Here is a 15,939-nt window from a genome sequence, read left to right on the forward strand (position 1 = left end):
CGGCGCGATCAGAGGTTCGGCTGTTCCTTGACGGTGAGGTTGAGCCGCTGGAGCAGGTTCTTGTCGGCCACGCCGTTGTAGACGCGGACATCGTCGATTGCCCCGGAGAGATGCTCCCGGTAGTCGTCGTCGATGAAGGCCCGGCCGAGCTGCAGCCCGCCCGTCGCGTTGAAGGGCGTGGTCAGCTGCGCGGACCCGACAACCTGGGCGTTCACGTAGAGCAGGAACTCATGCGTGTAGCCGTTGTAGACGAGGGCGACGAGGTCACCCTTGGTCATGATCTTCGGCGCCGATTCCGTCGGGTACTCACCGACGGCGGGTTTCACCCCGTCGGTGCCCGGCACCGCAAGTTCCCACACACCGTCGGACACGTTGCATCGGACGATGACCGAGCTGTTGTGGACGCCCTTCTGGGAGAAGAGGGTCATTGCACGGCCCTTACAGCTGCTGGTCAGCTTGGCGCGGGCGGTGATGGTGAAGCTCCCCGCCATGTTGGCGTTGGTCGTTGTGCTGGCGTAGCTGGTCGTTTCCCCAGACAGAGCCAGGTGACCAGTACCGAGCATCGCCGCCGTGGGCGGGAAGTTGCTCTGGTAGATCGACGCCTTCGACCCGAGGGTCATGGGCGCCTTTCTGGTGTACTCCGGGCTGTCCGTGCCCGAGACGGCATTGAGCTGCCAGTATGCCGTGCGGTCGAGTGCGGTTTGCTTGAGCCCGACGGCCTCCGAGGGGAGGATCGAACGGTCAAACAGGGCGACGTCGGCCAGGCCGCCGACCCAGTTGTCGGCGTAGCCGCCCTTAACCATCCGCCTGCCCAGCTGGACCGCGCCCCGGGAGTTCGTCTGTGATCGCCGGTCTGCGGTATACAGGCTGGTCCCGTTCACCAGAAGGGAGATCTTCTTGGTGGCGTCGTCGTAGGACGCCGTCAGGTGGGTCCACGCGGTGGTCACCGGGGTGGGCGCAGAGCCGGTCGAGGAGACCTTCCACTCACCGAGCGCAATCACGTCGTTCACAGGAATTCTGAACACCCAGGAACCGCCTTCGGTGCCCAAGCTGAAACCGGGCTCACCAGTGCCGTCCTGGCTGACGGCGACCTGACGACGACTGGGATCCGACGTTCGCACCCACGCGCTCACCGTGAAGCTGCGGGAGGTGTTGAGGATGGCGGTGTCCGCGGTCGCGAAGTAGCCGTTGCTCGTGCCGTCGAGCGACGCTGCGGTGTCGTACTGACCACCGGGACCGGCGACGCCGAAGGTGGCACCGCTGCCGGGCGTCGCGTTGTGACCACTGAACGCGTCCTCCGCGAGCTTCCATCCGGCAACCTCCGACAGCGACCACTGGGCCACCGGCGGGCGCTTGCCGACCCGGAACGTACACGAGGCGATGGAACTGCCCAGGCCGGCCTTGTCGACCGCCATGACGTTGAGCGTGAATGGACCTTCCTTGGTCGGGGTCCATTGGAGGGACACCGGCCCACCGGCGGTGGCCGGCCTCAGGCTGTTCGTGGGGGACGGGTTGGTGTTGAAACCCCATCGGTACTCGACCACGTCGCTGGCCGCCGAGTCGAAGGTGAAGCTGGTTTGGATGCCGAGCTTCTCGTGCCACTCTGCATCGGTCAGGCAGTCAGGCGACCCACCATCGGTGGCGTCCAGCGGCAGGAAGTCTGGCGAGTCGACGTCCGGTGGAGCGGGGACCGACGCGTCGTAGGTGAACTGGCACGGGTTCCGGGCGCCGTCTGAGCTCCATGCGCCCCAACTGGTGTTGTCGGACGCCCGGACGTCCCAGGAGATGAGGGTGTTCTGCGGAATGTCCGAGGGCGCTGTGTAGGTGAAGATGGATCCGCTGGCCTTGAGCAGGCTGTCCCAGGTCCTCACCGTGTCGGTGCTGCTGCCGGCCGCGCGCCAGCTGACCCGGAACTGGGCCTTGACCTGCTCAGTGTGGGCCGACGAGTGATCGGGGTCCCGGAGCACCGCGGAGAGCTTGGGAATCTTCCACACGAACGGCGCGCCGGAACCGAAGACGCAGGCGCCGCCAGGGTCGGAGGTGAGCTCCGACTGGTTGGCGATCACCGGCGCCCGGTTGTACCGCACCGAGAGCACCGCGTTGTCGCAGAAGCGCTTGCTGTGCTGATAGTTGCCCTCGTCCTCGGCCTTGAGTCCGAGGGTGACATTGCTCCAGCCGTTGGTGGCGGCGAGCTGCACCGCCTCCTTGGCGTTCCAGCTGGCGTTCTGGTTGGTCGTGGTACACGTCGATTGAGTGCTGGTCGGGGCCTTCGTGTCCAACCAGTTGGCACCACTGCTCCAGCTCGACCCACCCGGTTGGTTGCCCCAGTTGGTCGAGGAGCTGATTCCCTTTGGCAGCAGGTAGAGCTGGGCGTCCCGGGCCGTCGAGTTCCAGGCGTGCTGCATGGTCACCCGGAACTCGGCGCTGAGGATCGTCTTACCGGAGTACGGCGTGGCCAGGGTGTAGATGACCCGCTTCACCTTCGAGCTGTTGCAGGACTCCGGGCAGAGACCGATCCGCTCGTGCCGTTTGCCGTCGAACTTCCAGTACTCCTCGCTGGGGTAGCCGCTGTCGACCATCGCCCAGGAGCTGTTCGTGGTCGCCTGCCACACCGGGTCCAGGTAGACAGGCCAGTTGGTGTTCGGGTCGGCCAGCATCGCCGCGTCCGGAGTGAGAGTCAGCGAGCCGTTGGAGTAGTCGAGACCCATCGGAGCGACCGTCGAGTTGTCCTCCGGGCCGCGTGCCGTCTCCAGGTCGGTCTCACCGCTGGTAGTCGTGTCGGACGTCGACTCGGCGCCCGGGGATCCCGGCGCCGTCTTCGCCGAGGTGGGGGCAGAGGCGGTGGCGTCGCCGTCGCCCGTCGGCGTGCCGTTGTCCCACATCGTCGGCGCGTCGGCCTCCAGGACCGGGTTGCCGGTCGCGGGGTCGAGAGCGACGACGCCGCCCTCCGGCGTCTCTTGGATGGTCAGGTTCTGGCCGGTGACACCGAGCTTCAGGCCCTGCAGCTCAGGAGTGTTCGCCGCCTCGGGCGTCTTCAGCACGATGACGTGCGAGAAGCCCTCGACCGCCATGTTCACCACCAGGTCAACGTCCGGGAAGACGTTTGGGTAGACGCCCTGGTCCCCGTTGAGCACCGGGGCTGGCAGCGTGTACGGCCAGGTGAGGGTCATCACCTGGCTGTCATTGCGGACCACCAGCAGCGGATCGGTACCACCAACGGAGATCCGCATGTCGATGAGTGCCGCCTTCGGGGTGATGGTCCCGTCGGCGTTCCGCGTCAGCGTGGCGTCGGTGGCCACCCAGGCGTCACCCCTGACGACTCGCACCGGCTGGTTGTGCTCGTTGGCGATCAGTGAGCCGTCCGGCTGCGCGAACACGTCACGGTATTCCGTGCGGAAGGCGAGTACCTCGACCGGCTGATTGAGAGACTCGGCCGCGAGCACTGCCTCGTCCTCGGTGTCCCGGACGGGATCCACCTCGACCGCGGCGACCGGGGCGGTCGCCGGCGTTGCTTCCGGACTGTCCACGTAGGCAGTGCCGGACAACAGGCCGGCGAGGCCCACCATGAGGCCGAGCGTGAAGAGCCGACCCCGCTTTCTCGTACGACGGGCCACCGTCAGGTCCTCCCCCGTTGAACTGCGCCAATTCAAGTTCTTCATCAGTTGACCGCCGCCCCGAACGTGCTCACGTTGGCCGGGAAGCCGTTCACGCCGGGCTGCCAGGTCTCGGTGGGCGTCGTCGTGCCGCCGGCCAGGCTCGACCAACTGAAGCCGTAGACGGCATCGGTGCCGTACGGGGTGGCCACCAGCAGCCGCTTCGAGGTGACACCGAGCGAGGTACCGGCGATCTCACTCATTCGGGGGTTGCCCGGAAGGCTCGTCCCGTTTCGCTCGATCTTCACCGGCGCGTTCGCCGAGCCGAGCGCGGGAAGGACCCATACCTGACCGACGTCACTGGTGTTGACGCCACCGTCCTCGGTTGGGGCGTAACTGTCCCTGCCCGGGATGCCCACCGCGATGAACATCGTCGAATTGGTGCCCTCGACCGCGGGGTTGGTGTTGACCACCGCGACCTTCTCGCCGAGGTAGTCGCCGCTGCTCGAGTTCAACTGGCGTCCGTTGTCCAAGACCGAATTCACCTGCGTAACGGTGTTGGTCGCGGTGACATGGAAGACGTGCGCCGTGCCGACGTCAGTCGGTCTCGGGAAGGTCGGTCGGACGCCCCCGAGGTCATCCTCACCGGGCGCCCCCACGACCACCAACGAGTCCTGGGTGCCCTGGGCCGACCCGACCGGCCGATACGGCGCGATGGCGATCGACTTACCGAAGTTGTCGTTGGCTTCGGCCTTATCCCGCTCCGGACCCGACACCGCGTCCTGGTTCAGCTCGGCGGCGAGCGTCGGCAGCCCACTGGTCAGCACGTGACTGAAGACGTTCACCGCGCCGGCGAACACCTCGGTGCCGATCGCCTCACCCGGCGAGCCGACGGCCCAGTGGTACTTGGATGCCGCCACCGCGTACCCGGTGCGGTCGTCGATCTCGGCTGCTCCGGGGATGCCGGCACCCTGGCTGAGCGCCAGGTTCACGGTGCCCCGGATGTAGTGGACGATGCCGGTGACCGGGGAGGCGAGCGACTCACCGGGTGCACCGATGACCAGATACGGCTGGCCACTGGCCGTCTGGCTGCCGGCGACCGCGTAGCCGAACCAGTCGAAGGCTTCGGCGGCGTCCGGCACGTTGGTGACGTCCTGGTGGTAGATCAGGGAGTCCGGCCCCTTGGCCAGCCCCGCTCGTGAGCCCAGCAGGACGAGCACGACCCCGGCATCCTGCAGGCCGGAGACATCCTGGTTGGGGATACCGACCGCGAGGTCGGTGCATCCGTCGTTGTTGGCGTCGTACGAGGAGATCGAGGTGCCGAAGCGGTCACCGGGCTCGGGCGCGCCGGGTACCTTGGCGACACCCTCGTACAGGGTGTCGGCCGTGGAGCTGCCGCCGTAGCTGACGTGCAACTGCCCGGCACGGGTTTGGCCGTTCACCAGGGCCTCGGGGTCGGCGATCGCGACATCCGCGACACCGTCGCCGTTGAAGTCGCTCTCCGTGCCGCCGATGCAGCCGGCCACTGGCGCAACAGTGGTATAGACCTGCATCTCGCAGAACGAGGACCAGGTGTCGCTGCCGCTCACACCGTCGGACGCCTTGACGCGCCAGCGGTAGATGCCACCGTCGACGAAGGCGCCAGCCGGTACCGTGGCCGCGGCGGTGGCCCCGTTGGCGACGTTGGTGTAGACGGCCGACCCGATCGGCGTGTCGGAGTTCATCGCCCACCACTCGAACGCGACCGTCATGGCTGTCGCATCCGCGTCGGAGACGGTGGCCTTGAGCTGCGGCGTCACCGTGTTGACAGTGGGTCGAGTGGAGCCGGTCACGCAGCTGGTTGCCGGCACTGTCGCCCTCGCGGTCACCGTCGGGTACGAGTTGTAGGTGACGCTTGCCTTCGGCACTTCGGTGGTGCCGGAGTAGTTGCGGGACCGGAACTGCTTGAACGACGTCGAGTCGGTCTCGTCGGTCGCTCGCAGACCCATGTCCGCGCGGGTGTCGCCCGCGTTGGCCGCCCGCTGGAAGAAGCTGGTGGCGGCGACGCCGACCCAGTTGTCGTCACACGACGAGTCGAAGCCGGCCGACGCCGTGGTCACCTTCTCCTGGTAGTTCCAGGCGGGTTGGTTGCTCCACACGATGCCGTCGGAGATCGAGCCTGTCGTCCAGAGTTCCCAGGACCGCCCGGCGCACTGCACCGACCACCAGTTCCACAGCGAGATGGTCGCCGTGTTGATCTGCTTGCCGACCAGCGCGGTGGTGTCCCAGCGGGCGAACGTCCGGGTGATCGGGCCGGTCGGGCCGAGCTTTCCGAGCCGTAGGTCTGGTTCGCTGCCGCGGTCGACGCTCTCGTTGGCCTGCACGAACGTGTCGTAGGTGGTGGAGAGCGGATTGATCTGCGGGTCGATGGTGATGGGGTACTGCCGCTCCGGCGCCTTGAGCCACTTCTGGTCCGGAGTGAGGGTCAATGCGATGCCACTGCCCGCAGCGGTCTTGGCGACCTTCGCGACGGTGGAGGTGACCGGCACCTTGTTGACGGGCGCGCCCTGGGCGTCGACCCGCGCGTCCCACATCAGCAGGGCCGGGGTCGTCGCGATGGCGCGGCCCGTCGCGTCCCTGATGACGGTGTCACCGCCCATGCCGCGTTGGGTGTCCGCGACATTGCGGCCGGTCAGCGGCAGCGTCAGCGTCGCGACCCGGCTCAGGGCGGCGGGGCTCTTGACCACGAACAGGGTTTCGAGGCCGTTCCGGCTCGCCCGTACGACGAGGTCGACGTCGGGCAGGGCGTTCACGTAGGTCGCCCGGTCCTCGCGCAGTTGCGGCTCGGGCAACGCGCCAGCCCAGTTGACGGCCACCCGGTCGTCGCCCTTGCCCACGGCTGCCAGCTCGTGGGTGCCGTCCGGTTGCGGGCCGGAGATCGACAGGTCGTGGGGATGTGCCGCCGGACGGAGGCTGCCGTCGGCGTTCCGGTGAAGGGTCAGGTCGACCGGGACCCAGCCGTCACCGCGGCGGACCCGGGTCGGCCCGAGCGACAGTTCCGCCCGGAACTGCCCGTCGGGTAGGGCGAACACCTCGGTGGTCTCTGAGGTGAGGCTCTTGACCTGCACCGGTTTGCCGGTTTCGCGGGCGGCCCGTAGGGACACCGCCTCGTCCGACCTGTTCTCTGCGCCACCCGTTACGCCATCGGGCCCTGCGGCGAAGTACTCCGCCGGTTCGCCCGATATGCCAGCCAATGCGACCGCCGTCAGCACGGCAACACCTGCCGCAAGGCATGAACGAACGGTGGCAGTCTTCCGACGTGCCACGAACCCTCCCCCGTGTGTCTTCAAATATCGATCGGGACTGTAGGGAGGAGCCTGCTCTACGCACAAGTACTGTTACAAACAGTGAGGAGGAAAGCGACAATAGAGGTATTTCGTCGACGACGATCACTCCGTGGAGTCTTCCCTGCTCAGAGCGGATGCGCCCGGAATGCCTCACCAACCCTCGGCCAGGCACACTGAGTCAGGGATTCGGGCACCGGAAATGGCGGCGCAGACAGCAGAAATGCATCAACCGCAGTGGAGGCGACTCGACACTGGGTGGTCCTGACCGACCCACCGGTAAACACGACGACGGCGGTGGCGAAAAGCAGCCGGGCGCCGATCGGATCCTGGCCGAAATCAGCTGCCCCAGAACATCCAGAAATGGCGGTTCCAGCCATCCCCACCTGCCAGGATGGTCCGTAGTCACCGCAGGCCGACCGCCGCATATCCGGATAGCGGACGCACATCCCGCACTCCCCGGATAAGCGGGAAAGAGTGCTACCGGCCGAGGCTGAACACACGACTACCGTGTCGATCCACTCGGGATCCGGGAAGTCGGGGCATCCTCGCGCCTGGGACACCCCGACTTCACCGAAAGCGAGTCGATCAAGCCAAGAGCCGGTCAGACCCGGGTGAGGCGTACGGCGTCGGCGATGACCAGGCCGGCGCCGTTGCTCCAGCGGCTCACGCCGACCCGGTTGGCGTCTCCCGCCGGCAGCGTGAACGTACCGAGGATCCGCCACTGACCACCGGTCACGCGCTGGTCGACGATGACCGTCCGGTTGCCCGTGGTGGTGGAGACGATGTAAGGGGCGGCGCTGTTGTAGCCGGCGTTCGCCGGCCACCAGGCGTCGACGCGGTAGTTGGCGGTGGCCGGGACGTTGAACCGGTACCAGGCGACGTCACTGGCCGCGACCGGCTCCGCGTAGCGGTAGTCGGTGCCGTGCCGCTGGCTGGAGTACGTCGACACGCCCCAGTTGGCGCTGGCCGTGAACCGCCCGGCAGTGGTGTTGTCCACCGTGGAGGACCAGGCCGTGCCGCCACCGGCCATCTTCGCCGCCACGTCGGCGCGCATCACGTTCAGGTCGATGAAGGACGGGTCGATCTTGCCGGTGGTGCTGGTCTCCCGGTGCCCCCGGGCGTAGCTGCTGTCCCTGCCGAGGCGGGTGAGGACGGCGGCGGTGGCGGCGATCGAGGCGTTGTACTGCGCGGCGGTCATCTCCTGGTTGACGCCGTTGTAGTCGATCTCCCACCCGATCATCAGGGTGTTGCCGTCTCCGGCCGGGATCGGTCCGCTGCCACCGCTGACCCCGGCGTGGTTGCACCGGCCGGCGGAGATGACGTGGAAGACGCCGTTGTAGTCGACGAGCGCCTGGCAGAGCGGACCGGGCAGGTCGGACCGGCCGTTGATGCAGATGCCGAGCGCGGGGTGCGGGTTGCTGGCGCTGGAGGTCGAGGCCGTGTGGTGCCAGAGCACCCCGATCGGGTCGAAGGAACCGGGCCGCATCCGGTTGAGCCAGTCGCCCTCGACGACGACCTGGACCCCGGCGGCGCGCAGCACGTCCACGAGCCAGGGGATGGTCGCCATCAGGACTCCCCGAGCAGGTCGGCCAGGCACTCGGCCTTGGGCGCGGCGCTCGCCGGGGTGGGCCGGACGACGGTGGTCAGTGCGACGGCCACCAGGGCGGGGATGCCGAGCATCCCTCGGCGGCGCAGACGGATGGATGGTGACCGGGCCATGGCGATCCTCCAGCGACGACGGGTTCGTGACACATCGACGAACGTGATGACGGGCACGGTATACCGTCACGAGCGTCGATGTCGATACCCTTCATCGGCGAGCCTCGCGCTGAAGGAAATTGGCAGCCGGAGCGCCGTCAGGCGGCGCCGAGCGCGTCGATGTCGCGCATCTCCTCCGCCGTCAACGAGAAGTGGAAGACGTCGAAGTTGGCGGTGATCCGCTCCGGGGTCACCGACTTCGGGATCACCACGATCTCGTGGTCGATGTGCCAGCGCAGCACCACCTGCGCCGGCGACACGCCGTGTGCGCCGGCGATCCGGGTCAGCACCGGGTCACTGAGATCGGTGGTCTTGAACGGGCTGTACCCCTCCAGCACCACGCCCCGGTCCCGGTGTTCGGCGTGCCGCTGCCGGTCGTACAGCGCCGGCCCCCACCGGATCTGGTTGACCGCCGGGTTCTCCTCGGTCGACTGGATGAGCTCGTCCATCTGGGCGGTGCTGTAGTTGCTCACCCCGACGGCCCGGGCGAGGTTCTCGTCGCGGGCGACCAGCAACTCCCGCCACATCGGGATGCTGTCCGTGGCGGACGGCGGCCAGTGGATCAACCAGAGGTCCACCTGCTCGACGCCGAGCGCCTCCAGGCTGGCCTCCAGGGTCTCGCGCTCGCGGCCCACCCGGTCCGGCGGGACCTTGGTGGTGATGAAGACGTCCTCCCGGCGCAGCCCGCTCTCCTTCAATGCGCGGCCGACCTCCCGCTCGTTGCCGTAGAGGGTGGCCGTGTCGAGGTGCCGGTAGCCGGTGTCGAGCGCGGCCAGCACGGCGTCGTAGCCCGCCTGGCCGGTGGCCTGCCACGTGCCGAAGCCGAGCAGAGGCATCCGCACGTCTCCGGGGAGCAGGACGGTGGGCTGGTCGGTGAGGTCCATGAGGACCGTTCTACCCCGCCGGGACCCGTCCCGCCGAGCGAACCGGACACTCGGGCGTCCAGCGCGACGGCCCGGTTTGCCGGAGAATGCGGGATGTGACGGACCGGCTGGAGGAGTATCGGCGCCGACGGGATGCGACCCGTACGCCAGAACCGGTGCCGGACCGCAGCCAGGCACCTGCCGGCTCCGACGGTGCCTCGCGCTTCGTCATCCAGCAGCACCACGCCCGCAGCCTGCACTGGGACCTGCGCCTGGAGCACGAGGGAGTCCTCGCCTCGTGGGCGGTGCCGCGCGGCCTGCCCCGCGACCCCGGCCGCAACCACCTCGCCGTGCACACCGAGGACCACCCGATGGAGTACCTCGACTTCTCCGGCGAGATACCCGCCGGCGAGTACGGCGGTGGCCGGATGGTCATCCACGACCAGGGCACCTACCGCACCGAGAAGTGGCGCGACGACGAGGTGATCGTGACGCTCGCGGGTGAACGGACCGAGGGTCGGTACGTCCTCTTCGCCACCGGCGGCAAGGACTGGATGATCCGGCGCACCGACCCGGCGCCGCCGGGCTGGACGCCGATGCCCGAACTGGTCCGCCCGATGCACGCCACGCCCGCCGCAGGGCTCCCCCGCGACCGCGCCAAGTGGGGGTACGAGCTGCGCTGGGACGGGGTCCGGGCGATGGCGTACGTCTCCGGCGGGCGGCTGCGGCTGCTCTCCGAGACCGACGAGGAGATCACCGGCGGGTACCCGTGGTTGCGGGCGCTGGCCGAGGCGCTGGCGCCGACCGAGGCGGTGTTCGACGGTGTGCTGGTCCGCATCGACGGCGCCGGCCGGGTCCGCCCGGTGCGCCCGGCCAGCGGCAACCGGGTCCCGGCGGGCGCCCAGTTCCTGCTCGTCGACCTGCTGTGGCTGGAGGGCGTGAGCAGCGTCGACGTGCCGTACGCGCAACGCCGCGAGCTGCTCGATGGGCTGGCGTTGACCGGTACGCACTGGCAGACTCCGCCGTGGTTCCCCGGCACCGGCGACGAGGCGCTGCGCACCGGTCGGGAGCAGGGCCTGCCGGGCATTGTCGCCAAGCGGCTGGACTCGGTCTACGAACCGGGGCAGCGCAGCCGGCACTGGGTGAGCATCGACGCGGTCTGACGGCGAGGAGCGACGTGTACCTGACCCACCTGGACTGCCCCCGCTGCGGCCGGGAGTACGCCGCCGACGAGGTGCGGAACCTCTGCGAGTGCGGCTCGCCGCTGCTGGCCCAGTACGACCTGCCGGCGGTGGCGAAGGCGGTCACCCCGGAGCGCTTCCCGCTGCGCCCGGCCGACCTGTGGCGCTACCGGGAGCTGCTGCCGGTCGCCGACCCGCGGCACATCACCACGCTCGGCGAGGGCTGGACGCCGCTGCTGCGCGTCCCCGCGTACGGCGCGGAGATCGGCATCGCGGACCTGATGGTCAAGGACGAGGGGTTGATCCCGACCGGCTCGTTCAAGGCGCGCGGCGCGGCGGTGGGTGTGAGCCGGGCCCGTGAGCTGGGCGTCGAGCGGATCGCGATGCCCACCAACGGCAACGCCGGATCGGCGTGGGCGACGTACGCGGCGCGGGCCGGGATGGGGGCGACCATCGTCATGCCGTTGGGAGCGCCGGTCATCTGCCGGAGCGAGTGCGTGGCCGCCGGGGCCGACCTGCGCCTGGTCGACGGGCTGATCAGCGACGCCGGCCGGCGGGTGGCCGAGCTGGTCGCGGAGTCCGGCGGGACGGTCTTCGACGCCGGCACGCTGCGCGAGCCCTACCGGCTGGAGGGCAAGAAGACCATGGGGTACGAGATCGTCGAGCAGCTCGGTTGGCAGGCGCCCGACGTGATCATCTACCCGACGGGCGGCGGGGTCGGGCTGATCGGCATCCACAAGGCTTTGCACGAGATGCGCGAGCTGGGTTGGATCGGCGACAAGTTGCCCCGGCTGGTGGCGGTGCAGTCGACGGGCTGCGCGCCGATCGTGCGGGCCTTCGCCGCGGGTGAGGACCGGGCGCAGCCGTGGGAGGACGCGCGCACGGTGGCGTTCGGCATCACCGTGCCGTCGCCGCTGGGTGACGAGCTGATCCTGGCCGCGCTGCGGGCGTCGGCCGGCACCGCGGTCGCCGTCGACGACGCGGACATCCTGGCCGACCTGCGGGACTTCGCCGCCCGGGAGGGGCTGCTGCTCTGCCCGGAGGGCGCCGCCTGTCTGACCGCCGCGCGGCAACTGCGCGCCGGCGGGTGGATCCGGGCCGGTGAGCGGGTGGTGGTGCTCAACACCGGCGCCGGGTTGAAGTATCCGGAGACGGTCGACGTTTCCGGCGTACCCGTGCTGGCCTGAGACGGCGGGCGCCCCGCGGGCCGTGCGGTCCGCGGGGCGCCGTCGCGCCGGCCTACTGGTAGGTGATGTCGGACGGTGTGTAGAAGCAGTTGACGCCGTCGGCGCCCTCGCCGATCTCGGTCGGCTCGTCGCCCTTCGGTACGCCGCGGTACTTGACGCAGATCGAGGTCTCCCGGTCCGGGTCGTCGACGATGGTGATCCGGCTGAACCGGGCGGTGTCGCCCCAGTTGGTGTTGATGCCCGCGATCGCGTCGGTGTCCCGGACGACCACGTTGTCGATCACCACGTGCCGCTGGTACGACGTGGAGCAGTTGCCGCAGGCCCGGTAGAGCTTGCCGGCGTTCTCCACCCGGAAGTTCCTGATGTAGACGGTGCCCGATCCGTTGTGCTGGAAGACCTTGTCGCTGGCGGAGCGGGCGCCGCCGCCGTCGACGGTGTACGTGGTGCCGCCGCGGAAGGTGGCGGCGTCCTCGCCCACGTCCTCCCACCAGACGTTGATCAGGGTGCAGTTGCCTTCGCAGTGCACGCCGTCACCGGCCGGCGCACCGATGATCACATTGCGCAGGGTGGCTCCGGCGGCCAGCTCGAACATCGGGTCCTGGCTCTCGCTCTGCCCGCCGTCGCCGATGCCGTAGTAGCGCTTGAGCCCGCCGTCGAACGTGCCGGAGACCGGGATCGTCGCGTCCACCTTCTGGCTGCCGGTGGGCGTCGGCCAACCCGCGGGCGGCGGGGTGGTGGGTGGTGGCGTGGTCGGCGGCGGGGTGGTCGGCGGCGGCGTGGTCGGGTTGCCGCCGCCGGACGAGTCGACCGCGACGTCGTCGAAGCTGCCGCTGGCGTACGCGGTGACCAGGCCGATCCGGCCGGCGGCGGCCAGGCTGTTGCTGCCGGCGGCGATCTGGGTGCCGTTGACGAAGCCCCGGATGGTGCTGCCGCTGGTCTCGATGCGCAGGGTGTACCAGGTGCCGGTGCTGACGCCGAGCGACGCGGAGCCGATCGCGGTGATGCTGCTGCCGTTGACGGCCTGGAGTTCGGCCCGGCCGGAGCCGAGCAGGGCCAACCGGTACATCTTGGTGCTGCTGCTGGAGCGCGCGGCCAGGCCGACCAGGGCGCTGGACGAGCCGAAGCTCACCGGCTTGACCCGGGCCTGCACGGAGTAGTCGGCCCAGCCGGTCTGGCCGGCGAACTGCCGGGCCAGCTCACTGCCGGCGTTGGACTGGTTGAGCACGCCCGAGCCGTCGGTGACGACCGTCCACGTGCCGCCGGACTTTGACCAGCCGGAGGCGTTGCCGTCGTTGAAGTTGTCGGTGAACACGGTGGCCGCGAAGGCCGAGGTCATGCCGGCCGCGAGGGCCGCCACGGTCGCCCCGGCACCCACCGCGAGCAGCAGTGGTCGTCGGCCGGGGAGTCGTCTCTTCTGCACAGTTGTCCTCCTTGACGCATGTGGTGGCGATCCCATGGCCGTCCGTACGGGGACGTGCCGGCACGGCGCGCTGCCACGACCTGGGATCGGTGCGCCCCGTCGGATGCCCGGTCTCCGGAGCGGGGTGAAGCGGGATCAAAACCCTGGGGAAAGGGCTTTCCCGTCACTTCGAGGCTAGGTCCGCGTACGCATCAGCGTCAATGCCTGGCGCTTGCAGGTCTGTTGCAGGATTCACCGGTGGCGGGGTGGCACGCGGCCGACGCCCGGGTCAGTAGCTCTCCGGTTTCGTCAGCCGCCAGGCCGCGTTGATCAGGCCGATGTGCGACAGCGCCTGCGGGGTGTTGCCGAGCTGCGCACCGGTGACCAGGTCGATCTGCTCGCTGAACAGACCCACGTCGTTGGCGTGCCCGACCACCCGCTCGAACAGCTCTTCGGCCCGCCGCTGCTCGCCGAGCATCACCAGGCACTCCACCAGCCAGAACGAGCACAGCAGGAACCCGGCGGGGTCGCTCGTCCAGCGCCGGACCAGCCCGTCCTCGGTTCCGAGCTCCCGCTCCACCACGGCGATGGTGGAGCGCATCCTGGGGTCGGTGGCCGGCAGGAAGTGCGCCACCGGCAGGAAGAGTGCCGAGGCGTCCAGCTCGGCCGAGCCGAACGCGCCGGTGAACGCACCGATCCGGTCGTTCCACCCCTGCCGGAGCACCTCACCGCGGATCTCGTCGCGGATCGCGGCCCAGCGGTGCGGGTCGGCCCGCTCGCCGAGCCGGGGGGCGAGCCGCACCGCCCGGTCCATCGTCAGCCAGCAGAGCACCTTCGAGGAGAGGTAGTGCCGTTCCCGGTCGCGGGTCTCCCACATGCCCCGGTCGGGCAGGTGCCAGGTGCTCGCCACCTGCTCGGTCAGGCCGAGCACCATCTCCCGCAACTCCATGTCGAACGACGTGCCGAGGTAGTGGCGCAACCGCCAGACCGCCGACATCACCTCCCCCGGCACGTCGAGCTGCCGCTGCCGCCAGGCGTCGTTGCCGATCCGGACCGGCCCGCTTCCGGCGTAGCCGCGCAGGTGCGTGCAGTTGTGCTCGCTGAGGTCGCGCTCCCCCTGCAGCCCGAACAGCACCGGCACCGGCTCGTCGCCGATCCGGCCGATCGAGCGCGCTACCCAGGCGAACAGCCGCGACGCCTCGGTGGGGCAGGCCGCCACCCAGAGGGCGCGCAGGGTCATCGAGAAGTCCCGCAGCCAGGAGTACCGGTAGTCGTAGTTGCGGTCGCCACCCAGGCGCTCCGGCAGCGACGTGGTCAACGCCGCGGCGACCGCGCCGCTGCGGGCGTACGTGAGGCCGGTCAGGACCGTCGCGCTGTGCCGGACCAGCTCGGGGTACCGGCCCTCGTACCCGTGTGTCTCCCGGTACGCCTCCCACGCCTGCGTCGTCTCGGCGAGCGCGGCAACCGGGTCCAGCCGGGCCGGCGGGGCCCCGTAGGACTCGCCGAACGCCACGTCCATCCCGACGACCTGGCCGGCGGAGACCTCGAACTCGTGGGTCACCCGGTCCCGGCCGGCGCGCAACGGCAGGCCACCGGCGCGCAGCACCAGCACCGCCGGACCGGCGTCGGCCAGCACCGTGCCATCGGCCTGCTCGTGCAGGTACGGCGTGAGCAGGCCGTACTCCGGCCGTGGCGCGAAGTCCAGTGCCATGCGGACTCGCCCGGACAGGCCCTCGACCACTCTGATCAGCACGGCCGGTGAGTTCATGCCCAGTTCGTGGGCGCGGGCACCGATCTCGGCGGCGAGCGCGTCGGTGACCGCGACGCTCCCGTCCGGCGTGTGGTGCACGGTGCGCAGCACCAGCGTGTCCGGCCGGTACGCGCGCTCCACCCGGTGCCCGTGCCGGCCGGCGCCGACCGGCGCCAGCCGGAAGTGCCCGGCGCTCGGGTCGAGCAGCCGCCCGAACACGGACGGGCCGTCGAACCGGGCCGGGCACCACCAGTCGATCGAACCGTCCCTGCTCACCAGCGCACCGGAGCGGGAGTCCGAGAGGAATCCGTAGTCGGAGATCGCCGGCTGCTGCTCCACCCGCCGGGGGTACCCGGATCGGCCCGGATCAGACGGCCGCAGGCCGCGTCAGGCGGTCGGCGGCTCGTCCTCGCCGGCCTCCTCGGCGGCGTCGGCCTCCTCCTTGGTGTGGTGCACGGCCTGGTCGGCGTGCTCCGGCGGGCCGTAGACGGTGTAGAGCACCAGCGGGTTGGGGCCGGAGTTGACGAAGTTGTGCTTCGTGCCGGCCGGCACCACGACGAGGTCGCCCGCGACGACCTCCCGCTTCTCGCCGGCCACCCGCGCTTCGCCGGTGCCGCTGACGAAGGTCAGGATCTGGTCGATGCCCTCGTGCACCTCCTCGCCGATCTCCCCACCCGGCGGGATGGTCATGATGACCAGCTGGGTGTGCTCCCCGGTCCACAGGACGCGGCGGAAGTCCGGGCTCTTCTCGGCGACGGTCGCGATCGTGAAATGCTCCATGCCGCCCTCATACCCGGTTCGACGGCACGCCACGCCGGGACTCGCAGATGGTGGAATTCCCCACGCGGGGCAGGTTTGGATCCCTGCCGGACGGGGATCGTC

At 69.7% G+C, this 15,939-nt stretch carries 10 protein-coding genes; 2 read left to right on the top strand and 8 right to left on the bottom strand.

Annotation, left to right across the window (positions count from 1 at the left end; translation table 11 throughout):
* Window positions 1–8 precede the first annotated feature (8 nt).
* The 5 genes from ACTWLT_RS24865 to ACTWLT_RS24885 form a co-directional block, all read right to left on the bottom strand.
* Window positions 9–3,566, bottom strand: coding sequence for a LamG-like jellyroll fold domain-containing protein (locus ACTWLT_RS24865; RefSeq protein WP_445320471.1), 3,558 nt, complete (start codon window positions 3,564–3,566; stop codon window positions 9–11).
* A gap of 92 nt (window positions 3,567–3,658) precedes the next feature.
* A complete protein-coding gene (locus ACTWLT_RS24870; RefSeq protein WP_445320472.1) occupies window positions 3,659–6,841 on the bottom strand; it encodes a hypothetical protein in 3,183 nt (1,060 codons plus the stop codon).
* Window positions 6,842–7,520: 679 nt separating this feature from the next.
* Window positions 7,521–8,486, bottom strand: a complete 966-nt coding sequence (locus tag ACTWLT_RS24875) for a golvesin C-terminal-like domain-containing protein (RefSeq protein ID WP_445320440.1) — start codon at window positions 8,484–8,486, stop codon at window positions 7,521–7,523.
* The gene (locus ACTWLT_RS24880; protein WP_252418568.1) at window positions 8,486–8,638 is read right to left on the bottom strand and encodes a hypothetical protein; all 153 of its coding nucleotides are present in this window, start codon (window positions 8,636–8,638) and stop codon (window positions 8,486–8,488) included. Before ACTWLT_RS24880 ends, ACTWLT_RS24875 begins: the two co-directional genes overlap by 1 nt.
* A gap of 137 nt (window positions 8,639–8,775) precedes the next feature.
* Window positions 8,776–9,561, bottom strand: coding sequence for an aldo/keto reductase (locus tag ACTWLT_RS24885; RefSeq protein WP_445320441.1), 786 nt, complete (start codon window positions 9,559–9,561; stop codon window positions 8,776–8,778).
* Between the two features lie 95 nt (window positions 9,562–9,656).
* Here ACTWLT_RS24885 and ACTWLT_RS24890 point away from each other — a divergent pair, with 95 nt between their 5' ends.
* Both ACTWLT_RS24890 and ACTWLT_RS24895 read left to right on the top strand, forming a co-directional pair.
* Complete coding sequence (locus ACTWLT_RS24890) at window positions 9,657–10,703, top strand: DNA polymerase ligase N-terminal domain-containing protein (RefSeq protein WP_445320442.1); 1,047 nt, start codon at window positions 9,657–9,659, stop codon at window positions 10,701–10,703.
* Window positions 10,704–10,717: 14 nt separating this feature from the next.
* Window positions 10,718–11,908, top strand: a complete 1,191-nt coding sequence (locus ACTWLT_RS24895) for a threonine synthase (protein ID WP_445320443.1) — start codon at window positions 10,718–10,720, stop codon at window positions 11,906–11,908.
* A 52-nt stretch (window positions 11,909–11,960) separates the two neighbouring features.
* On the opposite strand, the gene ACTWLT_RS24900 is transcribed toward ACTWLT_RS24895, so the two are convergent.
* The 3 genes from ACTWLT_RS24900 to ACTWLT_RS24910 all read right to left on the bottom strand — a co-directional run bounded on the left by ACTWLT_RS24900 (window position 11,961) and on the right by ACTWLT_RS24910 (window position 15,837).
* Window positions 11,961–13,328 (bottom strand): pectate lyase, encoded by a 1,368-nt coding sequence (locus ACTWLT_RS24900; protein ID WP_445320444.1) that lies wholly within the window; start codon window positions 13,326–13,328, stop codon window positions 11,961–11,963.
* Window positions 13,329–13,596: 268 nt separating this feature from the next.
* Entirely contained in the window at window positions 13,597–15,396 is a 1,800-nt protein-coding gene (locus ACTWLT_RS24905) for a glycoside hydrolase family 15 protein (protein WP_445320445.1), read from the bottom strand.
* A gap of 48 nt (window positions 15,397–15,444) precedes the next feature.
* The gene (locus tag ACTWLT_RS24910) at window positions 15,445–15,837 is read right to left on the bottom strand and encodes a cupin domain-containing protein (RefSeq protein WP_252418574.1); all 393 of its coding nucleotides are present in this window, start codon (window positions 15,835–15,837) and stop codon (window positions 15,445–15,447) included.
* Between the last annotated feature and the right edge of the window lie 102 nt (window positions 15,838–15,939).

Source organism: Micromonospora yongxingensis (assembly GCF_052601155.1).

What these genes read in the sequence shown, in the direction of transcription:
- ACTWLT_RS24910 (WP_252418574.1), bottom strand. Translation starts at nt 15,837, where the DNA reads ATGGAGCATTTCACGATCGCGACCGTCGCCGAGAAGAGCCCGGACTTC.
- ACTWLT_RS24865 (WP_445320471.1), bottom strand. Translation starts at nt 3,566, where the DNA reads ATGGTGGGCCTCGCCGGCCTGTTGTCCGGCACTGCCTACGTGGACAGT.
- ACTWLT_RS24880 (WP_252418568.1), bottom strand. Translation starts at nt 8,638, where the DNA reads ATGGCCCGGTCACCATCCATCCGTCTGCGCCGCCGAGGGATGCTCGGC.
- ACTWLT_RS24885 (WP_445320441.1), bottom strand. Translation starts at nt 9,561, where the DNA reads ATGGACCTCACCGACCAGCCCACCGTCCTGCTCCCCGGAGACGTGCGG.
- ACTWLT_RS24875 (WP_445320440.1), bottom strand. Translation starts at nt 8,486, where the DNA reads ATGGCGACCATCCCCTGGCTCGTGGACGTGCTGCGCGCCGCCGGGGTC.